The sequence below is a fragment of the Sphingopyxis sp. H115 genome, assembly GCF_001468465.1.
GTDB lineage: Bacteria > Pseudomonadota > Alphaproteobacteria > Sphingomonadales > Sphingomonadaceae > Sphingopyxis.
This window is the reverse complement of the sequence record NZ_LNSA01000001.1, coordinates 63895-85894: the sequence shown is the minus strand read 5'-3', so window position 1 is coordinate 85894 and position 22000 is coordinate 63895. Positions and strand designations below refer to the sequence as shown.

The 22000-nt window shown below is 63.9% G+C and carries 19 protein-coding genes and 2 tRNA genes; 7 read left to right on the top strand and 14 right to left on the bottom strand.

Going from position 1 to position 22000, the window contains the following annotated elements; genetic code table 11:
* Positions 1-125 precede the first annotated feature (125 nt).
* From ATE71_RS00445 to ATE71_RS00435, 3 genes are all read left to right on the top strand, one after another.
* Positions 126-1544 (top strand): M20/M25/M40 family metallo-hydrolase, encoded by a 1419-nt coding sequence (locus ATE71_RS00445; RefSeq protein WP_058801623.1) that lies wholly within the window; start codon positions 126-128, stop codon positions 1542-1544.
* A 148-nt stretch (positions 1545-1692) separates the two neighbouring features.
* Positions 1693-1977, top strand: coding sequence for a hypothetical protein (locus ATE71_RS22360; protein WP_082664993.1), 285 nt, complete (start codon positions 1693-1695; stop codon positions 1975-1977).
* A 167-nt stretch (positions 1978-2144) separates the two neighbouring features.
* Positions 2145-3374, top strand: a complete 1230-nt coding sequence (locus ATE71_RS00435; protein WP_058801407.1) for a DUF2235 domain-containing protein — start codon at positions 2145-2147, stop codon at positions 3372-3374.
* A 9-nt stretch (positions 3375-3383) separates the two neighbouring features.
* On the opposite strand, the gene ATE71_RS00430 is transcribed toward ATE71_RS00435, so the two are convergent.
* From ATE71_RS00430 to ATE71_RS00410, 5 genes are all read right to left on the bottom strand, one after another.
* Positions 3384-3460: transfer RNA gene (locus ATE71_RS00430), tRNA-Pro, on the bottom strand.
* A 36-nt stretch (positions 3461-3496) separates the two neighbouring features.
* Entirely contained in the window at positions 3497-4972 is a 1476-nt protein-coding gene (locus tag ATE71_RS00425) for a M20 family peptidase (RefSeq protein ID WP_058801406.1), read from the bottom strand.
* A gap of 122 nt (positions 4973-5094) precedes the next feature.
* Positions 5095-5170 (bottom strand) — tRNA-Ile (locus ATE71_RS00420).
* Positions 5171-5250: 80 nt separating this feature from the next.
* Positions 5251-6264, bottom strand: coding sequence for a polysaccharide deacetylase family protein (locus ATE71_RS00415; protein WP_058801405.1), 1014 nt, complete (start codon positions 6262-6264; stop codon positions 5251-5253).
* A 25-nt stretch (positions 6265-6289) separates the two neighbouring features.
* Positions 6290-7936: a histidine kinase dimerization/phospho-acceptor domain-containing protein gene (locus ATE71_RS00410; RefSeq protein ID WP_235587842.1), complete on the bottom strand. Its 1647-nt coding sequence runs from the start codon at positions 7934-7936 to the stop codon at positions 6290-6292.
* A 169-nt stretch (positions 7937-8105) separates the two neighbouring features.
* Here ATE71_RS00410 and ATE71_RS00405 point away from each other — a divergent pair, with 169 nt between their 5' ends.
* Positions 8106-8579, top strand: coding sequence for an Lrp/AsnC family transcriptional regulator (locus ATE71_RS00405; protein WP_058801404.1), 474 nt, complete (start codon positions 8106-8108; stop codon positions 8577-8579).
* Positions 8580-8662: 83 nt separating this feature from the next.
* On the opposite strand, the gene ATE71_RS00400 is transcribed toward ATE71_RS00405, so the two are convergent.
* Together ATE71_RS00400 and ATE71_RS00395 are read right to left on the bottom strand one after the other, a co-directional pair.
* Positions 8663-9970 (bottom strand): tetratricopeptide repeat protein, encoded by a 1308-nt coding sequence (locus ATE71_RS00400; protein ID WP_058801403.1) that lies wholly within the window; start codon positions 9968-9970, stop codon positions 8663-8665.
* A 171-nt stretch (positions 9971-10141) separates the two neighbouring features.
* The gene (locus ATE71_RS00395) at positions 10142-10435 is read right to left on the bottom strand and encodes a hypothetical protein (protein ID WP_058801402.1); all 294 of its coding nucleotides are present in this window, start codon (positions 10433-10435) and stop codon (positions 10142-10144) included.
* A 68-nt stretch (positions 10436-10503) separates the two neighbouring features.
* Here ATE71_RS00395 and ATE71_RS00390 point away from each other — a divergent pair, with 68 nt between their 5' ends.
* The 3 genes from ATE71_RS00390 to ATE71_RS23135 all read left to right on the top strand — a co-directional run bounded on the left by ATE71_RS00390 (position 10504) and on the right by ATE71_RS23135 (position 13401).
* Positions 10504-12864, top strand: a complete 2361-nt coding sequence (locus ATE71_RS00390) for a hypothetical protein (RefSeq protein WP_058801401.1) — start codon at positions 10504-10506, stop codon at positions 12862-12864.
* Between the two features lie 86 nt (positions 12865-12950).
* Positions 12951-13073 carry a histidine phosphatase family protein gene (locus ATE71_RS22770; protein ID WP_235587841.1) on the top strand — a complete coding sequence of 41 codons (123 nt, stop codon included), beginning with the start codon at positions 12951-12953 and terminating at the stop codon, positions 13071-13073.
* A complete protein-coding gene (locus tag ATE71_RS23135; RefSeq protein ID WP_414892268.1) occupies positions 13051-13401 on the top strand; it encodes a histidine phosphatase family protein in 351 nt (116 codons plus the stop codon). Before ATE71_RS22770 ends, ATE71_RS23135 begins: the two co-directional genes overlap by 23 nt.
* 140 nt (positions 13402-13541) lie before the next feature.
* On the opposite strand, the gene ATE71_RS00385 is transcribed toward ATE71_RS23135, so the two are convergent.
* From ATE71_RS00385 to nuoL, 7 genes are read right to left on the bottom strand one after another with little or no spacing between them, the layout of a single operon-like run.
* Positions 13542-13802: a DUF1467 family protein gene (locus tag ATE71_RS00385; RefSeq protein ID WP_058801400.1), complete on the bottom strand. Its 261-nt coding sequence runs from the start codon at positions 13800-13802 to the stop codon at positions 13542-13544.
* Between the two features lie 16 nt (positions 13803-13818).
* On the bottom strand, positions 13819-15453 hold the full coding sequence (locus tag ATE71_RS00380; protein ID WP_058801399.1) for a ribonuclease J: 1635 nt from the start codon (positions 15451-15453) through the stop codon (positions 13819-13821).
* Positions 15450-16235, bottom strand: a complete 786-nt coding sequence (locus tag ATE71_RS00375; RefSeq protein ID WP_058801398.1) for a type III pantothenate kinase — start codon at positions 16233-16235, stop codon at positions 15450-15452. Before ATE71_RS00375 ends, ATE71_RS00380 begins: the two co-directional genes overlap by 4 nt.
* Before the next feature lie 13 nt (positions 16236-16248).
* Complete coding sequence (locus ATE71_RS00370) at positions 16249-17052, bottom strand: biotin--[acetyl-CoA-carboxylase] ligase (RefSeq protein WP_082664990.1); 804 nt, start codon at positions 17050-17052, stop codon at positions 16249-16251.
* Positions 16974-18404 (bottom strand): NADH-quinone oxidoreductase subunit NuoN, encoded by a 1431-nt coding sequence (gene nuoN / locus ATE71_RS00365; RefSeq protein WP_058801397.1) that lies wholly within the window; start codon positions 18402-18404, stop codon positions 16974-16976. The genes ATE71_RS00370 and nuoN overlap by 79 nt, the downstream gene beginning before the upstream one ends.
* The gene (locus tag ATE71_RS00360; RefSeq protein WP_058801396.1) at positions 18401-19954 is read right to left on the bottom strand and encodes an NADH-quinone oxidoreductase subunit M; all 1554 of its coding nucleotides are present in this window, start codon (positions 19952-19954) and stop codon (positions 18401-18403) included. The genes nuoN and ATE71_RS00360 overlap by 4 nt, the downstream gene beginning before the upstream one ends.
* The gene (gene nuoL / locus ATE71_RS00355; protein WP_058801395.1) at positions 19951-21999 is read right to left on the bottom strand and encodes an NADH-quinone oxidoreductase subunit L; all 2049 of its coding nucleotides are present in this window, start codon (positions 21997-21999) and stop codon (positions 19951-19953) included. Before nuoL ends, ATE71_RS00360 begins: the two co-directional genes overlap by 4 nt.
* Position 22000 lies beyond the last annotated feature (1 nt).

The window sequence follows — 22000 nt, the reverse complement described above, 5'->3', positions numbered from 1 at the left end:
ATATGCTCCGGTATGGGCTGGGCCGCGGTGCGCGGCCGGGAGAGATGTTGCGCGCCGGTTAGCGAATGGGGGCGCTGTTGGCAATCGGCGCTTGCGCGGGCGGCACGCGGCGCTACCACCACGACATGATCCTTTCCTTCCCCCTGCCCCGCCTTGCCGGAATTGCCGTCCTCGTCCTTTCGACCACCAGCGCGTCGGCGTCGATTCCGCCCCCACCGGGCGCGGCCGAACTGGCGCAGCGCGGCGACGATATCGCCTGGACGATCACCGAGGGCCTGACGACCGAAATCGGGCCGCGCATGGCGGGTACCGAGGCCGAAGCAGCGGCGCGGCGCTGGGCTGTAGCGCGACTGCAAGCGATGGGCTTCGCCAATGTGCGCGAAGAGCCGTTCGACATGCCCGTCTGGGTGCGCGGCGAGGAAGAGGCTTGGCTGACGGGCCCCTTTCTGCCGCAGAAGCTGGCGATCGCGGCGCTCGGTAATTCCGCATCGACGGGAACGAAGGGTATCGAGGGCGATATTGCCTATTTCGACAGCTTCGACGCGCTCGTCGCGGCGCCCGACCATCTCGTGAAGGGCCGTATCGTCTTTATCGACCACAAGATGCAGCCGACGCAGGACGGCAGCGGATACGGCTACTACGGCCGCGGGCGTTTCACCGGGCCCAATGTGGCGGCAAGGAAGGGTGCTATCGCGATCGTCATCCGATCGATCGGCACCGACGCGCACCGCAATCCCCATACCGGCGTGACCAATTTCGAGGCCGGGGTAAAGCCGATCCCCGCCGGCGCGATCTCGAACCCCGACGCCGACCAGCTCGTGCGCCAGTGGAATCGCGCGCAGCAGATGCGCGCGAAGGAAACCCCGCTCGGCTATATCGCCGAACCGCTGCGGATGAAGCTGGTCCTGACGCCGCAGGACACCGGGATCCGAAAATCGGGCAATGTCCTTGCCGAAGTGCCGGGCAGCGACCCGAATGCCAGCCCCGTCATCGTCGCGTGCCACCTCGACAGCTGGGACCTTGGCACCGGTGCGATCGACGATGCGGCGGGCTGCGCCATCATCACCGCCGCCGCGAAGCATGTCATGAGCGCGGGCCAGCCGCGCCGCACGATCCGCATTCTCTGGGCGGGCGCCGAAGAGGTCGGCGTGTTCGGCGGCAAGGCCTATTTCGAAAAACATGGGACGGAAAAGCATGCCGTTGCGCTCGAATCCGATTTCGGCGCCGACCGAGTGTGGCGGATCGACTTCAAACTGCCCGACAGCGCGAAAGAGCTGGCCGACCGGCTGGCGGCGGCGGTGATGCCGTTCGGCGTCGTGCGCGGAAGACAGCCGGCAAACGGCGGCGCCGACATCGGCGCGCTGGTGCAAGCAGGGGTCCCCGCGATCGACCTGGCCCAAGATGGCGCACGCTATTTCGACATCCACCACACCCCGGACGACACGCTGGACAAGATCGATCCCGCGCAGTTGCGGCAAAATGTTGTCGTTTGGTCGGCGGTGCTGGCGATTCTCGCGAACAGCGGCGACGCGGAGCTTCCATGACTGTTACGAGGAAATGACAGATTTCCGCGCGCGGGCCCACCATCTCAATTATTTTTGTTGACGATTCACGCGGAACGGCTAAATCCCGCCGCTCGCGGAACGGGAAAGTTTCCGGGACGCGAAAGGCATTTTAGGGAGCCCACACATCATGAAGAAGTTTGCTGCTATCGCCGTTGCTGCCAGCATGTTCGCCCTCGCCGCTTGCGGTGAAAAGGCTGCTGAAGAAGCCACCACCGAAGCTCCGACCGCTGAAGCGGTTGCCGAAGAAGGCGCCGACGCCGCTGCTGCCGGCGCCGAAGCCGCTGCTGCTGGTGCCGACGCTGCCGCTGCCGGCGCCGAAGCCGCTGCTCCGGCCGACGCTGCTGCCGCTCCGGCCGACGCTGCTGCTGCTCCGGCTGACGCCGCTGCCGCTCCGGCTGAAGAAAAGAAGTAAGTCGCAGCCCTTCGGGGCGATGACTGAAACGAAAAGAGCGGTCTTCCCTCGGGAAGGCCGCTTTTTTTGTGCCCGATGTCCGTTATCGGGCCGTACCTCGGCCTTGCGGGGCTTGCCGGGCTGTGAGACACCTTCACGGACCGATCGGAATGCCAAGCGATAGGAAAATGCCTGAAAGCGCTCGCGGAAAACGCCTCGTTCTGTTGCTTGACGGCACTTGGAACAGCTCGGCGGACAACACGAGCGTGTGGCGCCTCAGCCAGCTTGTTGCGCCGCGGGACGGCGCAGGGGTCGAGCAGCTTTGCTATTATACCGCTGGGGTCGGCACGCCGCGCGGCGAGGCGATCCGCGGCGGCATCTTCGGCCACGGGCTCGATCGCGATGTCATCGGTGCCTATCGCTGGCTCATGGGCCACTACGACCAGGGCGACCAGATATTCCTGTTCGGTTTCAGCCGCGGCGCCTTCACCGCGCGCAGCGTTGCGGGGATGATCGCCCGGTGCGGATTGCTGCGCCCGGGCTCGCCACTGTCGGTCGAGGAGCTTTACGAACGATATCGTCTCGATGCGAAGGCGGCCTCTTTCGTCGAGCTTCACCAGACGAAGGATCTGCCGCCGCAGGAAAAGCGCCTACTGCGCCATTCGCGGCGCGTGCCGATCAAAATGATCGGCGTATGGGATACCGTCGGGGCGCTCGGCGTCCCGTTCGGCAATATTCGAGGTATCAGCCGGCGCCGCTTCGGCTTCCACAATACGCAGCTTTCGGCGATCTTCGAACATGCCTATCACGCGCTCGCACTCGACGAGCATCGCGCCGCCTTCGCGCCGACGCTGTGGACGCGTTTCATCCCGGCGCGTCCCGATCCGCCCGGCAAACGCCGCGTACGACAGACAATCGTCGAACAGCGCTGGTTCGCGGGTGCGCATGCCAATGTCGGCGGCGGCATCGCCGGTGACGACATGCCGCAGTTATCGCTGGCCTGGCTGATGGCAAAGGCCGGCGCGCTGGGTCTTGCCTACCGCGGCGCAGTCGTCCCCACGGGCTATGAGATCACCGCGCCGATCCACGACAGTTTTCACCGTTTCCTGCGCGGACTCTACCGACTCCTGAAACGCGGACGGCGGTTCCAGCGCCCGATCGCCGCGCCTGCGACGCAAGTCGACAAGGGACATTGGCTGACCGCCAACGAGACGATCGACGCCAGCGTCTTCGACCGCTGGCGCAAGGTTCCCGCCTATCGCCCGGCCGACCTCGTACGGTGGGCGGCCGCGCTGGGGATCGATCCCGGGACATTGCACGGCGCCGTCGATGCGCGCACCGGTGCGGTGATCACACCCCCAGCCCCGCCCAAGGCGCGATCGCGGCGCCGGCAGACGACGGCAAAGAGAGCGAATTAGCAGGAAAAATGGTCGGGGAGACAGGATTCGAACCTGCGACATCTTGCTCCCAAAGCAAGCGCGCTACCGGGCTGCGCCACTCCCCGACGCTGGGGCGCCTTAAACAGGCTGGACCGCGAAGTCTATCCCGCAGACGTCGCAATCAGCCGCGCATAGAAGGCAATCATACGCCGAAAGCTGTCGATCGTCATATGTTCGTTGGTGCCGTGGATCATCGCCGTCTCTTTCAGCGTGAAATGCATCGGCATGAAACGATACACGTCGTCCGATACCGATTCCATGCTGCGGCTGTCGGTTGCAGCGACGACCAGATAGGGTGCGACGACCGCATCGGGCGCGTCGGCACGCGCCGCCGCGACGACATATTTCCATCCCAGCGAATTGCTCGAAGAGACGCGCGACGGTTCGTTCGGCGGCTTTACCCAGCTGAGCTTGACGGGAGCGTCACCCACCGCGGCCTTGGCGCGCGCCATCACATCGGCCGAGCGGTTCCACGGCGCGATACGATAGTTAATGAGCGCGCTCGCCGACTGGGGCAGGACATTTTCCTTCGGGCTGCCCTCCAGCATCGTTGGCGCGATCGTCGTATGGAAGGCTGCGGCGGCCGATGGCGAAGCCGACAATTGCCCTTTCAGCACCGGGCCAAGCAACCACTGGTTGGCGACCGCCACCTTGGTCGCACCGCCCTTATGCGCGGCCAGCGCCTCGACCATTGCAGCGCCGGGACCGCGCATTTCAATCGGGAACGGCTTTTCGGCGATCGCGAGCACCGCGCGCGCGAGCGTGGTAACCCCGGTCTCCGCAGGCGGCATCGAACTGTGCCCGCCGGGCGCATCGGCGGTGACCTTCATCGTCGCATAGCCCTTTTCGGCGACCCCGATCAGGATCGCAGGGCCGTCGATGATCGGCGTGTCGCGCAGCACCACGCTGCCTTCGTCCAACGTGAATAGCGCCTTGACGCCGGCAGCTTCGAGTTTCGCCGCCGCCGCGACCGCGCCCGAACCGCCCGCCTCTTCGTCGTGGCCGGAGACCAGGTAAACGCCGCGTTTCGGCTGAAATCCCTGCACCGCCAACGCTTCGATTGCCTCGAACAGTCCGACCAGCGAACCCTTGTCGTCGACGGTACCGCGGCCCCACACCGCCTGCTCCGCGATCGTGCCTGAAAAGGGCGGATATTTCCAGTCGCCTTCGGTGCCCTCGGTAACGGGGACGACATCCTGATGCGCCATGAGAATGATCGGCGCCAGCGAGGCATCGCTTCCCGGCCAGTGATAGACAAGCGTCCGGTTCGGCAAGATGGTGCGCGTCATCGCCCGGTGTGTCGCAGGATAGGTGGCGGCAAGCCAAGCGTGAAGACGGTCCCATTCGGCGATTTCATTCTCCGCCGGGTCCTGATGCGATATCGTCCGGAATTGCGCCGCGGCGCTCAGATGCGCGATGGCGGCGTCGAGATCGAACGAGGGTGCCGCTGCCAAGCGGATATCGCTGCCATCGGCGATATCGGTGGGCGCGAAGGTCGCCGTGCGCACCCCCACCACGCCTGCCGCAATCGCTGCGATCGCCAGACCGCCCAGCAGGAACCTCCGCCGCTTTCCCATGCCCCCTCTCCTTTTCCTGATGCCCCAATGGACCGCCACCGGTCCCATTTTGCAAGGGAAATTCGGGCTTGCCCGGGCAAATCGTCCGTCGGGCGGCGCAGCGATATCGCAACCGTTAAAAATGGTGGGCCCGGCAGGACTCGAACCCGCAACCTAGCCGTTATGAGCGGCCAGCTCTAACCATTGAGCTACAGGCCCCCCGTTGAAATCCCGGCGGGGATGTGCGGGCGATAGCGGAGGCCGAGCCGCATTGGCAAGCGGCAACGAAGCGGCGACGATCAGCGCGCGCCTTTGCGCTCCGCCATCGCCCAAATCGCGTCCGCGTTCGTCGGTTCGACGCCGCGGCGGGAGAGATGATCGAGTACGATGTCCCACCAGCGATAGAAGAGCGCCAGATCGGCATCGCTGCGCACATATGGCGTGTTTCCCGGTTGCAGCGACGGCGAGTGGAAGGAGAAGGTCAGGACCGGCAAGCGCGCTTCGATCGCGATATCGATCGCGTGGCACGCCTTTTCGGCCGGTATGCCTTCGGGCGTCAGCGCGATCCGCTCGACCAAGCCAAGCCGCGCGAGTGCCGCATGACTATTCGACGAGGTGCGATGATAGAGCCAGCGGCCCGCGCGCCCGAGAAGACCAGCAAAAACCGTCGTGACGGGCATTTCGAGCACGGCGCCCTGTCCAGTGCGAACCCACCAGGGATGCAGGGGGGCATCACGATAATTGGGGCCATGCCCCGCGCGATAGTCGAAACCGGAACGAACCGACGTGTCGCAGCGGAACCCCAGTTCGGCGAGCATCGTCGCCGTTTCGGGGCCAAGCCCGTACCGTCCGGCGCGATAGGCCGTGGGCGCGACGCCAAAGCGATCGCGGATCGCATCGCGGAGCGCTGTCATTTTTGCGCGCTGCAACGCGCTGGGCAGATTGCCGGTATAGCTGTTGCGCGCGTTGACATCTTCGTCGTGCGGCGGCGTCACCCACGGGTGGAGTTGTGCGCCGATTTCGCAGCGTCCGGCTTGCTGCGCCGCGCCGAGAATTTCGACGGCATGGTCGTCGGCAACGATTGGCCAGTCGACAAGATAGATGGGGCGAACCGCAGCGCGTTCGAAATAGCGCTGACAATCGGTGAGCGCCGGGACCGAGCCAAGCCCATGGCCCGTCCGCGAAAAGGGGGCGTCCCAGTCGAAATCCTCTTCGGTATCGATCGTCACCCAGAAACGTGGACGCTCATCCGCTTCCAGCTGGATCAGGTCCGGTGCAGCCGGATACGCAAAGAAATCGCCCGCAGGCCGCACATGCTCCCCTTCGCCCGCCCCCGGGCTACTCGCCTTGCTGGACTTCCAGCCCGACCTCGGCCTTCGAGTTGGCCGACGGCACATGCAAGGTCAAGGCGTTATGCCCGATGTCGAGCCGTCCGCCCGCGGCGCGCGCCAAGCTGTCGACAAGCCGCAGCGAAAAACCCAGGCTGAGAACGGCCGCTCCCGGCGCCTCCCCGTCGGGGCTGAAACCGGGATCGAGCAGCTCGGCAGCGGTGGCGAAGCGAATCGGCGCGGGACGGACGATGCGCAGTTGCAGCATGTCGTCATGCGGCGATTCGGTCACCAATTGGCCGACCAGGATCGCACCAGGTTCGGATATATCGACCAGCGCTGTCAGCATGCGGCCGACCATCCGCCGTGCGTTGGCATCGTCGGTCACCGCGACAAAGGGGCCCCCGACGCGTGAAATGCTGAGGTCGATGCGGCGTTCGGCGAGAAGCCCGCCCAAATCGCTTTCGACCTGCGCGACGATGGCGCCGACATCGACCGCGCTGTTCGATGTCAGGTCCGCAGGCGCGGCGTTGCTGCGTGCCGCGGTTTCCAGATCGTCGATGATCGACTGCACCGAAGCTGCGTCGGCGACGATGGTTTCGGCCATCGCCCGATAATCCTGGCTGACCGGCCCGAACATCTGCCCCGAAATAATCTGGGCGAAGCCCGAAATGGCGTTCAGCGGACTGCGCAATTCATGGATGAGCTGACGGATCGAATCGCCCGAATCCTCGGGCGTCTGCCGACCATAAGGCGTTTCATTGCGGTACGGACGGCGCGCGCTGGCGCGATATCCGCGGAACTGTCCCGTCGCGGGGTCGAACCAAGGCAACGCGGAGAACCGCCACTCGCCGGCGTCGGCCGCCGTTCCTTCGAGGATCATTCGGGCGTTGATGATCTCCGCGCGCTGGCGAAAGGCTCCGGCGGCAACGCCATCGGTGCCCGGTTCGCCGCCAAAGGCCGCCTCGGCGATCGACAAGCCGATGACCGCGCCGCGCGTGACGCCCTCGACCCAGTGAATGACCCCGTCGGGACCGGTTTCGAATAGAAAGGCCGCGCGGGGTGGGCGCTGGGCGGGCGGCTGGCTACGCGACGACTGATATTTGTCGATTCGGCGGACCAGCTCGCTGATCTGGCTCGGCCCGGTCTCCGCCACGAGCTCGACCTCGTCCGTGACGGTTCCTTCGGGCGCGTCCTCGACGACGTCGGCGACCTCGGGGTGCGGCAGCGCGACCGATGCGCTGCCAAGGCTGGCGAGCGCGCGATAGACACCATCGGGCAGGTCGCCGCGTCCGGCCAGGACCGATCGCGCCATGGCGTTCGTCGCGGGAAGCAGCGCCAACCAGTCGGCTTCGCTGAGGCGCGTGTCACGCAGCATGATCGCCGAAACCGCTGGAACATCGTTGGCGTAGAATGCGACGAGCGGCGCAAACCGGCCGTGTCGTGCCAGCGCCCGCGCGCTATCGCGCCGCACTGATTCGGGCACTTGCGGCCGCAGGACGGCAAGCGCGTGAAGGCTGCGGCGAATATCGTCATCGTCCAATTGATTGCCGCGCTGCGCCAGAATATCGGATAGTTGACGCCACGCGGCGATGCTCGCGCGGCGGTCCGCCGGCGCTTGGCGTAAGATGGTGGCGATCATCGAGTCAGCGGTCACGCGAAGCCAGCCCCACACCTTCGGTCGTTGGTTACAATATGCTTACCGGCTAGCGTGAATCATCCGGTCATGAAAGTGCCTTAACCATCCGCGTCGCATTGTGGGACAATTGCAATCGGCTGAAATAATATTATGGTCCTCGCAGTTTTGGAAAGCGGATGTTTCAACGATGGCTAGTCAGAAATTCGATCAAATCGATTTGCAGATATTGGGCGAACTGCAGAAAAACGGGCGAATGACGAATGTCGAACTGGCGCAGATGGTTGGACTGACCGCGCCGCCGTGTCTCCGCCGCGTCCGCGCGCTCGAGGAAGCGGGCGTCATCCGCTCGTACCACGCCGACCTCGACGCGGCGAAGCTGGGCTATGGCATCACTGTCTTTGCGATGGTCAGCCTGCGCAGCCAAGCCGAAGCCGATTTGAAGGCATTCGAAGATTATGTCGGCGGGCTTCCGGAAGTGCGCGAATGCTATATGCTGAACGGCGAAATCGACTTCCTGCTCAAGGTGGTCGCCCGCGATTTGCAGAGCTTTCAGTCCTTCCTGACTGCACATCTGACCTCGGCGCCCAATGTGACCAGCGTCAAAACCTCGCTGACGATCCGCACCGCAAAGCAACTGGCGGGAATCCCGGTCGAAACCTGACGGGCATGGCTGGCGCGGCCCAATGAAAAGGGCGCCGTTCCTTCGTGGAACGGCGCCCTGTTTTTCATCGAAGGTCGAATAACTCAGCTTCCGGTGGTCGGCGCCGGCGCGGCAGCTGCCGCCGGTGCTGCGCCCGCCTTGGCATGGATGGCCCAAAGCTGCGCGAGGCGCTGGCGATTGCCCTGCACCTTGGCAAAGCTGGCGGCTGCGGCATCGGCTTGCCCCGCGAGCGCCTGGGCGACGCCGAGGCGATACTGGACGAGGCCGTCGGTCGGAGCGGCCTTCAGCGCCGCTTCGTAAAGCGGGATCGCCTTTGCCGGCTCGCCGTTGCCGACGAGCGCATCGCCGGTCGCGCGCGCGGCCTTCGGATTGGCGAGCGTGGCGGGCTTACCAGCGTCCGCGGCGACCGCCGACGCGTCGGCCGCGGCGCGCGGTTCCTGCGATTCAAGGATCTTGTCGAAATGCGGGTCCTTCGCCGGAATCACGCCGGCCTTTTGGCCATGCTTGATGACGCCGACGACTTCGCCGGGGAAGCCCGCTTCGACCGCCAGCGCCGAATATTCAAGATATTCGGGGCGCTGCAACATCGAATTGGTCGCCTTCATCAGGCGCAGGATGTCGAGCGTCAGATCCTTGTCGCCGGCAGCCTGCTGAAGGACGATATAGAGCGTATTCCGCCAGGTCGCGGGAGTCGGATAGTCCTGCACGCGCATCGCCAGCACGTCGAGCATCTCGTTCGTGCGGTTCGCCTTCTGGAAGGCCTGCGCCGGGCGGACATAAAGCTCTTCCGACGGGCGCGTGCCCGCGGCGCGCGCCGCGTCGATACCCGCCTTGGCAATTTCCCAGCCCTTGTCGATCTGTCCGGCGCTGAGATAGCTGTCCATCAGCATCGCCGGGAGGCTCGTTTCGGTCGAACCCGCGGCTTTCGCGGCCTCGAGACGCTGGATCGCCTTCGGGTAATCCTTTGCGCCATAAGCGAAATTGCCCGAGAAGAAATTATAGACTGCGACGCTTTCCGCCGGCGTCTTGCCGCTTTCGAGCATCGCGTCGAGCCCCTGCGCCTGTAAACCCTGGTCCTTGTTCAGCAGGCCGAGCTGGAGCTGGTAAAAGCCGACCAGATATTTGTCGTCGGGCGTGGTCGCGGTTGACTGGCCTTCGGCGAGCGCGGCCTGCATGGCCGCAGCATCCTTCGCTTTGCCCGCGTCTTCCAGCTTTTTAGCCGCCGGCATGAAAGCCTTGCTGACGGAAATGCCCCCGCCCTTGGCTTCTTCTTTCTTCTTCTTTTCTTTCTTCGGCTTGTCCTGGGCAGCAACCGGGGCCGTCGTCGTCAGCGCGCAGCCCAACAGGACGGCCATCGCCGCCAAGGGCATCGAGCGGAAACGGGTGAACATCGAAATCTCTCCTCAGAATCGGTTGCCTTGCCCCGCCTGCACCAACGCAAAGGGGCTCGGCCGCGCGTCGTAAACGCGGCTAAACCCGTCGCGTTGCCAAGGCAAGACAGCCGGCATCGATATTTCATCTGGCGGAGAACGGCTGAACCGGAATTGAACCCGGCTGGGCTGTCAGATTTCTTCGATCGCCTGGTTGATTTGGCGTAGCACGGCAGGATCACCCGGTGCCCCCGACATCGCTTCTTCGGCCAGCTGGATCAGCGATATGATGCCGAACGTCGCCGCCAACCCCTTCAGACGAAGCGCCGCGACCTCCCAATTGGCGTCACAGCGTGCCCGTCGCATCAGGTCGGCAAGGTCGCGCGCGCTGCCGGTGAAGGCGCTGCGCAGGTCGAGCGCCATCGCCCGATCGTCGCCGATCGCGGCGCTGAGGTAACGATCGAGAGGACCACTATCGAACGACATTCCACAGCTTTGGCAGCGCGTGGTTAAGTTTCCGTTTCAAGACGGCCATTTGGTGCTAAGATGGTCCGATGACGGGGGACAAGAAAATCGTGGGATTGTGGCGGGATTCCGCGGCAAATCCGGAAACAGACAGTGCCGCGCCGAACGATGTTGCCGCGGCAGAAACCGTGCGCGCGCCCGAAGCGGAGGCGCCCGCCGAACGCGATTGGCTCGACATGTCCTCGCTGACCGAGGCCGAACCGAACGAGGATAGCGCGCATCGATCGCCCGCCTGGCGTGACCGCATCGCCCCGCCCCTCCTTCTCCTTCTCGCGATCGGCTGGACGGGTTTCGCGTTCTTCGTTGCGACCGGCGGCTTTGCACGCAGCCCGGCGCTCGCCGACTGGCCGACGCTTGTTGCGACGGTCGCTATGCCGCTGACCCTGCTCGCGGTCCTCTGGATGAGCCTGTTGCGGTCGAGCCGGTCCGAACAAGCACGCTTCGCGCGCATAACCGACTCCCTTCGCCAGGAAAATCTGGCGCTGAACCAGTCGATGCATTCGCTTGGGCTGCACCTCGCCGATGCGCAAAAGCAACTCGGCGAACAGGCGCGAATCGTGCAGCAGCTCGGTCTCGATACCGTGCTCAGGCTCAACGAAAGCAGCGACAAGCTTGCCAGCAACGCGTCGGTGATCGCCAACGCGTACGACCAGCTCGCGCGGTCGGGCGATGTCGCGATGCAGCGGATGGACGGGCTGCTCGCCGGATTGCCGCGTATCGACGACGTGGCGCAGCGGCTGGCGGTGAATTTTCGCGAAGCCGGGCTCGTTGCGCATCAGCAGGGCGCTAATCTCGAAGCCCGGCTGGCCGCGCTTGGCGAGGAAGCGGCCAAGACCGCGCAGGCGGGCGAGGCTTCGGCCGCGAGCATCCTCGAGGCAATCGTTGCCTTGCAAGGACAGACGAAAGAAACCGAAGCCGATCTGCTCACGGCATCGGCTCAGGTTGCCGACGCGCATGGCGCGGCGCTGGCGCGGATGACCGAGGTGACCGCAGCCGCGCATAACGACATGACTTCGACCATCGCTGCGGTGGCCGGCCAGATGGACCAGAGCTGGCAACAGTTTCGCGACGGAGTCGACGCTGCTGCGGCGCAAATGGACCGGAAACTCGCGGCCGCCCGCGAGGCCGGCGATGCGATGGGCACACAGCTTGCCGCGCATGCCGTCGCCAGCGACGCGCTCGCCACACGCATCACGTCGCACGTCGCCGAAGTCGGCAAGCAACTCGAGATCCTCGACATCAGCGTCGGTGCCAGCACCGGCGTCATCGGCCGCGCGATCGACGACACGAAGGCCCAGCTCGCCGCCTTCATGCAGGAAGTTCAGAACGGCAATGCTTCGGCGCACCAGCTGATAACCCACGCCGAATCGCTGCTCCTCGCGCTCGACGCTGTGACCCGCGAACTCGACGAAACCCTGCCCCACGCGCTCGACCGCATCACCGCGCACGGCAAGACGACTCAGGGCTCATTGTCTCAGCTGCGCCCCCTGCTCGATGCTTCGGAACTTGTCGCGCAGTCGACGATGTCGCACGTCAACGCCGTCCAAGCGACGCTCAAATCGAACGAAGAGCAAATGGCGGGCCACGCGGCGAGCCAGCAGGAGCTGGTCGATCGCCTTAACGGATCGCTCGCCGAGGCCGAGGCCGCGCTTGCCAAGTTGCGCGACGGTGCCGACGAATTTGCCGAAGAGGGCGGCGCGCGCATGATCGCGACGCTTGACCAAGTCCGCGCTACGGCTGATTCGGCGGCCGACGAGGCGCGACTGACACTCGAAAAGCTCGTGTCGGGTGCGCGCGACGCGATGCAGGCGACCGCGACGGGTGCGATCGATGCTGCGTTCAAGAATGAGGTGATGGCGCAGCTCACGGCGATCGAAGAGGCATCGGCGCGCGCGGTTGCCGCCGCCAATGGCGCGGCCGACCGGCTGATGCGCCAGTTGATCACGATCATGGACACCAGCGCGAGCGTCGAACAGCGTGTGAGCGAAGCCGAGCAGGCGATCGCCGCATCGGATCGCGATTCGCTCGCGAAACAGGTCGGCCTGCTTACCGAGGCGCTGAAATCGACCGCGATCGACGTCACCAAGATCCTGTCTAGCGAAGTCAGCGACACCGCATGGGACGCTTATCTCAAGGGAGACCGAGGCGTCTTTGCCCGGCGCGCGGTGAAGCTGATCGAGAATGGCGAGGCCAAGGAAATCCTGCGCCTCTATCAGGCCGACGACACTTTCCACGCGTCGGTGAACCAGTTCATCCACGATTTCGAGGCGATGCTGCGCCTGCTTATCGGCGCGCGCGACGGATCGGCGATCAGCGTCACCTTGCTCTCGTCCGACATCGGCAAGCTATATGTCGCGCTCGCGCAGGCGATCGACCGCCTGCGGAATTGATCAGCATGTCAACACGCCGGATTGCCCGATTGCGGTCAATCCGGCCAATCTGGCAATTGCCAGAAGCCGCGATATCCGAAGTGTCGATGACTGAAATCTATCTGATCCGCCATGGCGAGACCGAGTGGAACGCTGCGGGCCGTTTTTTTGGGAAAACTCGTCTGTCCGTTGACCAACACCGGGATCGTGCAGGTAAAGCATTGCGGTGAAAGGCTTTCTGCTCTCGGGATCGAGTTCGACGGTCTGGTCGCAAGCCCACTGGGAAGAACCCTGCAGACCGTTTCGATTGTAGCTGGCTGTGGCCGGTTTCCCGATGTGCATTATGATGATCGGCTGGCGGAGGTTTCGGTTGGCTCTTGGGACGGGTTGAGCACTTCGATATCGATGCCCGGTGGCCGGACGGGCTCGATGGCGCGACACCCTTTGACTGGTTCTTCAGATCACCCGACGATGAGCGCTATGAAGCGGCTTCCGAGCGTGCAGCGCAAAGGCCGGACCATGCTCAAGGATCGGTGGTTGCGATTTCACACGGTCTGATTGGCCGCATCCTCAGAGCGGGCTTATCTCAAATTTGCGGAAGAGCGCGCTCTCTGCCTGCCCGTTCCCCAAGATGTGATTTTGCAGCGGGCAAACGGGCAAATAAAAGCCATGATGCGAGCAAGATCTGGCGCGCTCGTTCAGGCGCGCCCGGTCAGCACATCGGGGTCGGCCCAGCCGGTGACATAGGCAATATAGTAAAGCCCAAAGGCAATGGTCGCGGCGATCGTCATCTGGAGCAATATGCGGCCCGGGCGGAAAGTCGCGGGCGCGCCCGGTTCCTGTCCGCGCACAAGCGGCGTCGCGTCATCGCCCGCGCGCCGGCCATGGAAGGGCAGCACGAAAAAGGCACTGAATGCCCAGAAGAGCAGATAGATGGCGAGCGCCGAAGTCCACTTCATCGCGTTTGTCTCCAGCTCAGATATCGACCAGCATCACGTCGACGACAGGCTTCTTACCCGTCCAGTCGGTCGCGATACGCCGCACGCCAAGTCGGATCGCCTCGCGCAGCTTTTCCTCGTCGCGCGCGGGGCCGGTCGCCGCCTGCTGCGCAGCTTCGCGCATCTCGTCGATAAAGGCTTCGCGCTCGTCCTCGACCGGCACGCCGCGATAGCTGATCGCGCTTTCGACGAAACGCTTGTCCAAAAAGATGGCCGCGACGGTGATATGGCCGTTGAGCGACAGCTTGCGTCGCTCGCCCATCGTCTCTCCGTCGGCAGGCAGGATGACGTCGCCGTCGAGGATCAATCGTCCCGCACGAACGCGCTCGACGATCCTCGCAGGACCGGGTGCGAGCTGCACCAAATCGCCATTCTCCTGGATCAACGCGTCGGGCACGCGCTTTTCGAGCGCGAAGCGCGCCTGTTCGTGCATATGACGGATCTCGCCGTGCACCGGCACGACGAGCTTGGGCCTGAGCCAGCCATAGAGCGCCGCCAGTTCGGGCTGCCCCGGATGGCCACTGACGTGGATATGCGCCTGCTTCTCGGTCACGGTCAGCACGTCCTTGGCGGCGAGCTGGTTCATGATGCGCCCGATCGCGACTTCATTGCCGGGAATCTGCTTCGACGAGAAGACGACGGTGTCGCCCGCCTCGAGCTTGATCTGGTGCATATCGGCGGCCATGCGCGCCAGCGCGGCGCGCGGTTCGCCCTGCCCGCCCGTCGCGATCACCATCACCTTGTCGCGCGGCAGGCGCATCGCCTCGTCGAAATCGACCGATGGCGGAAAATCCTTGAGGTAGCCGACCGAGCGCGCGACGCCAAGGATGCGGTCGAGCGAGCGGCCCGCAACGCAAAGCGTGCGCCCGGTCGCCCGTGCAACTTCGCCCAATGTCGCGAGCCGCGCGGCGTTCGATGCAAAGGTGGTGACGACCACCCTCCCCTTCGCCGCGCCGACCGCCTGCTCCAGTCCCTTGCGCAGCCCGCCTTCGCTTCCCGACGCGTCGGGGTTGAAAGCATTGGTCGAATCGCACACGAGCACGTCCACGCCTTCATCGCCGATCGCGGTCAGCGCCGTGGCGGTCGCGGGCTGCCCAAGGATCGGTTCTTCGTCGAGTTTCCAGTCGCCGGTGTGAAAAACCCGGCCATAGGGCGTGTCAATCACCACCGCGCTCATTTCGAGGATTGAATGCGCAAGCGGGACAAGCCGGATGCCGAACGGCCCCAGCTGGAAACTGTCGTCTATATCGACGACCTTGATTTCGACTTCCTTTTCCAGTCCCTCTTCGGCGAGCTTGTGTGCGATCAGCCCCGCGGTGAAGCGGTTGGCATAGAGCGGCACGCCAAGATCGGCGGCAAGATAGGGGATCGCACCGATATGATCCTCATGCCCGTGCGTGAGTATGATGCCCAAAAGGTCATGCTTGCGATCCTCGATGAACTCGAGGTCGGGCATGACGATGTCGATGCCCGGATAATCATGGCTGCCAAAGGTCACGCCAAGGTCGGCCATGATCCATTTGCCGTCGCAGCCATAGAGATTGGCGTTCATGCCGATCTCGCCCGACCCGCCCAGCGCGAGGAAGAGCAGCTCCTTGCCCGGATTCGTCATATGCTTCCATTCCGTTGATGATAAAGGTGCATCAATCCGTTCAAGGTCAGGTCGGGCTCGATGCGATCGAACAGATGCGCCTGTTCCTGGAAAAGCGTCGCAAGGCCGCCCGTTGCAATGATGGTCAACGGATTGGCTATTTCGGCTTTCATGCGCGCGATCAGCCCCTCGATCATCGCGACATAGCCCCAATAGACGCCGATGAGCATCTGGCTTTCGGTCGTGCGGCCGATCACGCTGGCAGTCTCAGGCGCCTCGATCGCGATACGCGGCAGCTTCGCCGCAGCCGCGACCAGCGCTTCGAGCGACAGGTTGACCCCCGGCGCGATGATGCCGCCAAGATAGGCGCCGTCCGGGCCGATATGGTCGAGCGTCGTCGCCGTTCCGAAGCTGATGACCAGCTTGTCGCGCCCCGGTTCGACCGCCTGCGCCGAGATGGCGTTGACCGCGCGGTCCGCGCCGACCGATTGCGGCTCGGCTACCTTGAGCGCTATGCCCCAGGTCACCGGATCGCGACCCGCGACAAGTGCGTCGACCCCGAAATATCGATGCGCGAGCAGCTGGAGATTGTGCAGCGCGCGCGGAACGACGGTCGAAATGATCACCGCCTCGACGTCGGTGCGATCATAGCCTTCGATCCGCATCAGCTGGTCGAGCCAGACGATATATTCGTCGGCGGTACGACGGTCATCGGTTGCGATGCGCCAGCGCGCGAGCAGGTCGGTACCGCGAAAAAGAGCGAACTTGGCGTTGGTGTTGCCGACGTCGATCGCGAGCAGCATCTGAATGGACACCCTAATTCCCCTCCTCGACCGGACGCCGCAATTCTACGTCTCCTGCGTGGATTACCATGGTCTCACCGCCATCGCGGCGCAAGCGCAGCGCACCATCTTCTGCAAGACCGTCGAAATAGCCGTCGATGCCCTGCTCGGATACGCGGAGCGGCGTGCCTAGGGGATGGGCCTGCGGCAGCCATGCGCGGACGATGCTCGCGACGCCTTCCTGCCGCCAGGTCCAGAGCGCGTCGATCATCGCGATGCCGAGCGCATTGGCGAAATGGTCGCGGTCGATCGCGGCCCCCTTTCCCGCCAGCGTCGCGGTCGGCCGATCGGGCAATTCGGGCGCGGCGATCAGGTTGACGCCGATGCCGATGACGACCGCATTGCCGGTGCGTTCCATCAAAATGCCGGCGCATTTCTTCCCGTCCACCAACAGGTCGTTGGGCCATTTGAGCTGCGCCTCGATCTCGGGGGCCAGCGCGGCGACGGTTTTTGCCAGGGCGACACCCGCGACGAGCGCCAGCGTTGCTGCCGACGGATCGCCGATCGTCAGGTGGACGACAGTCGAGCCCATGAAATTGCCTCGTCCGTCGTTCCAGCCGCGGCCCAGACGGCCGCGCCCGGCGGTCTGGCGATCGGCGAGCAGCCAATGCCCTTCGCCGACATGCTCGCCACCCGCCAGCCGCGCCAGCAGGTCGGCGTTGGTCGAACCTGTCTGCGCTACCCGCTCAATCGGCGGTATCAGAACAGCACCGCAGCGGCGCTGGCCGAAAGGACCGCCAGCACGGGAATGAAGAGATAGCCGATGACCGACAGCCACAGCGCGCTCGCGGTGATCACCGCATCCTCGACGATCGCGCCGCCACCGGAAAACTCAGTCTCCGATTTATCGTCGAAATACATCGTCTTGATGATAGCGATATAATAAAAGGCGCCGATCACCGAAGCGACGATGCCCGCGACCGCCAGCGGCACGAGGTTCGCGTTCACTGCGGCCTCGAACACCAGATATTTCGGCCAGAAACCGAACAGCGGCGGAATGCCGGCGAGGCTGAACAGGAAAACCGCCATCGCCGCCGCAAGCCCCGGGCGCCGCTGCGACAGGCCGGCCATCGCAGCGATGCTTTCGACCTGGTTCCCGTCGGCATCACGCAGCCGGAGCACGACGAGAAAGGCGCCGAGCGTCGTCAGCATATAGACAAGCAGGTAGGTCAGCACGCCTTCGACACCCTGCTGCGTTCCGGCAGCTAGGCCGACGAGCATGAAACCGACATTGTTGATCGACGAATAGGCCAGCAGGCGTTTGATATTCTTCTGCCCGATCGCACCGACCGCACCGAGGATGATCGACGCGAGAGCAAGGAAGATGACGATCTGCTGCCACGCGCCGACGGCGGGTCCCATCGCGTCGATCACGACGCGCGTCATCAGCGCCATCGCCGCGACCTTGGGCGCGGTGGCGAAGAAGGTCGTCACCGGGGTGGGCGCGCCTTCATAGACGTCGGGGGTCCACATGTGGAACGGCACGGCGCTGATCTTGAAGCCGAGACCCGCAAGCACAAAGACGATCCCAAAAATCAGGCCGATGTTGAGCTCGCCACCCATGACCTTTGCGATGCCCGCAAAATCGGTGGTTCCCGAAAAACCGTAGAGCAACGAGATGCCATAGAGCAGCATGCCCGACGCGAGCGCGCCGAGAACGAAATATTTGAGGCCCGCTTCGCTCGACCGTTCATCGGTGCGCATGAAGCTGGCGAGCACATAGGCCGCAAGGCTGTTAAGTTCGAGCCCGACGTAGAGCGTCATCAGATCGCGTGCCGAGGCCATGATTCCCATGCCGAGCGCGGCAAACAGGATCAGGGTCGGATATTCGGCGCGCATCCCGCCGCTGAAGAAGCGCGGCGCGATGACGATGCAGACGAAGCTAGCGGCATAGATCAGCAGTTTGGCGAAGCCGCCGAAGCTGTCTACCGAGAGCGTGCCTGAAAAGACCGTCGCCTCGACCCCGAACAGCGCGACCACGGCAGCCGCCGCAGCAGCGAGCGTCAGCAGCGCGCTGAGCTGATAGATGCCGACCTGCCGGTCGCCCATGAAGGTGCCGAGCATCAGTGTGATCAGCCCCCCGATCGTCAGGATCAGTTCGGGCCAGATAAGGGCGAGATCGGCGCTCATTGGACGCCTCCCGCATGAGCGGAGCCATGGGTGGTTTCACCATGCGTCGCAGCGGGCTTCGGCTTGCCGGCGGTAAGATGCGCGTCGCCCGCAGGCTTCGCCGGCGCAAGGCGCGCTACCACCGTGGTCACATCGCCGCGCATCGGGGCAAGGAAGCTTTCGGGATAGACGCCCATCCACAGCGCCACAGCGGCCAGCGGCACCATGATCGTCCATTCGCGTGCGTTGAGGTCAGGCATCGCCTTCACATCGTCCTTGGTGAGTTCGCCGAACACGACGCGGCGGTAGAGATAGAGCATGTACGCGGCGCCGAGAATGATGCCGGTTGTGCAAACGAAGGCTACCAAGCTCGAAGCTTCGTAGATGCCCGCGAGGCTCAGGAACTCGCCGACGAACCCGCTGGTGCCGGGCAGCCCGATCGACGCCATGGTGAACAGCATGAAGAACAGCGCATAGACCGGCATGTTTACCGCGAGCCCGCCGTAACGGTCGATCTCGCGCGTGTGGAGCCGGTCGTAGATCACGCCGACGCAGAAGAAGAGCGCAGCCGAAACGACGCCATGGCTGAGCATGATGATCAGCGCACCTTCGATGCCCTGCTGGTTGAAAGCGAACAGGCCCGCGGTGACAATCGCCATGTGCGCGACCGACGAGTAAGCGATGAGCTTCTTCATGTCGTTCTGCACCAGCGCGACGAGGCTGGTGTAGACCACCGCGATCATCGACAGCGCGAAGACGATCCACATCAACTGCCCCGACGCATCGGGGAACATCGGCATCATGAAGCGCAGAAAACCATAGGCGCCGAGCTTCAGCAGCACGCCCGCGAGGATCATCGACCCCGCGGTCGGCGCCTGGACGTGCGCGTCGGGAAGCCAGGTGTGGACGGGCCACATTGGCATCTTGACCGCAAGGCTGGCGAAAAAGGCGAGCCACAGCCAGGTCTGCATTTCCGGCGGGAAGTTGTAGCTCAGCAGCGTCGGGATGTCGGTCGTGCCTGCTTCCATGATCATCGCGATCATCGCGATCAGCATCAGCACGGATCCGAGCAGCGTGTAGAGGAAGAATTTGAACGCCGCATATTTGCGGTTCGCGCCACCCCAGATGCCGATGATGAAATACATCGGGATCAGGCCGGCCTCAAAGAAAATGTAAAAGAGCAGCAAATCCTGCGCCATGAAGACGCCGATCATCACGACTTCCATGATCAGGAACATCGCCATGTAGAGCCCAACGCGTTGTTTGATCGCATCCCAACTCGCAAGAATGCAAAGCGGCATCAGGAAGACGCTGAGCATGATCAGCATCAATGCCATGCCATCGATGCCGAGGGCCCACTGGAAGCGGCCGAACAGATCGGCGCGTTCGGTGAACTGCCACTGCGCGCCGCCGATATCGAAATTCGCCCAAAGGATGCAACCGAGGACGAACGTCGCGAACGTCGCGCCGAGCGCGACGAAGCGCGAGGCTTTGTCGCCGACAAACAGACAGACGATGGCGCCGACAAGCGGAACCGCCAGCATCAGCGAAAGGATGGGAAAGCCGCTCACAGGAAATTCACCATGGCCCAGCTGGCGAGGCCGACAAGACCGAGCAGCATCACAAACGCATATCCATAAACATAACCCGATTGCAGCCGGACCGCGAGACGGGTCCCCCCAGCGACGAGCGCCGCAGCGCCATCGGGACCGAAGCGGTCGATGGTGCCTTCGTCGCCCTTCTTCCAGAAGAAGCGGCCGATCCAGAAGGCGGGCTTCACGAAGAGGACGTTATACAGCTCGTCGAAATACCATTTGTTGTACAGGAACTGGTGGAGCAGCTTGAACTGCGCCACGAAGCGCGCCGGCAAGGTGGTGTTGCGGATATAGCTGTTCCACGCCAAGAATAGCCCGATCGCCATCACCGTAAACGGCGTCCACTTCACCCAGGTCGGCACTTCGTGCGCGGCGTGCATCAGATGCTCGTCAAATGCGATACTACCCGCCCAGAAGGCCATGCCTTCCTCGGGATAGATGAACGGGTGCGCAAAGACGAAGCCCGCGAACACTGCGCCGATCGACAGCACGATCAGCGGCACAAGCATCGGCCAAGGGCTTTCGTGCGGATGATAGCCTGCGGTCCCGTCGCCGGACGCGTCATGAAGGTGGTGCTCGTCGTGCGGCGCATGCCCTTGATCGTCATGACCGTGGCCGTGATCATCGTGAACCGCATGCTGGATATGCTCGCTCTGTTCCCAGCGCGGCTTGCCATAGAAGGTCAGGAAGACGAGGCGCCACGAATAGAAGCTCGTCAGCAGCGCGGCAAAGATGCCGACCCAGAAGGCGACCTGACCGCCACCGCCGGCAGCAAAGGCTGCTTCAAGAATGCCGTCCTTCGAGTGGAAGCCGGCAAAGCCCGCCACGCCCGCGATACCGACGCCGGTAATCGCCAGCGTACCCATCATCATCGCCCAGAAGGTGATCGGGATGCGCTTCCGCAGGCCGCCATAATAGCGCATGTCCTGTTCGTGGTGCATCGAATGGATGACCGAGCCGGCACCGAGGAACAGCAGCGCCTTGAAGAAGGCGTGCGTGAACAGGTGAAACATCGCTGCGCCATAGGCACCGACGCCCGCAGCGAAGAACATGTAGCCGAGCTGCGAACAGGTCGAATAGGCGATGACGCGCTTGATGTCCCACTGCGTCGTGCCGACGGTTGCGGCGAAGAAGCAGGTCGCAGCGCCGACGAAGGTCACGACGCCGAGCGCGATGGGCGCGGTTTCGAACATCGGCGACAAGCGGCACACCATGAAGACGCCCGCGGTGACCATCGTCGCGGCATGGATCAGCGCCGACACCGGGGTCGGGCCTTCCATCGCGTCGGGAAGCCAGGTGTGGAGGCCAAGCTGCGCTGACTTGCCCATCGCGCCGATGAACAGCAGCAGACAGAGGATCGTCATCGTGTCGAGACGCATTCCCATGAAGGTGATCGACGAGCCCGCCATGCCCTGTGCGGCCGCCAGAATCTCAGGGATCGAGACGGTGCCGAACACAAGGAAGGTGCCGAATATGCCGAGCATGAAGCCAAGGTCGCCAACGCGGTTGACCACGAACGCTTTGATCGCCGCAGCATTGGCGCTGGGCTTCTTGTACCAGAAACCGATGAGCAAATAGGATGCGAGACCGACGCCTTCCCAGCCGAAGAACATCTGGACGAGATTGTCTGCGGTCACCAGCATCAGCATCGCGAAGGTAAAGAGCGAGAGATAGGCGAAGAAGCGCGGCTGGTCGGGGTCTTCCTCCATGTATGACCATGAATAAAGGTGGACGAGCGCCGACACCGTCGTGATCACGACGAGCATGACCGACGTCAGCGTGTCGACGCGCAGTTCCCAGTTGAACTGGAGGGCGCCCGAGCTGACCCAATGCAACACGGTCACGACTTCCGCCTGCCCCGTGCTGGCCACGAACGACAGAAAGATCGGCCAGCTCAGCGCGCAGCTCGTGAACAGCGCGCCCGTGGTGACCAGCTTCGATGCGAAGGGACCGATGGCGCGCTGGCCAAGCCCTGCAACAAGCGCCGCCAGCAGCGGCAGGAAAACGATCGCCTGAATCACC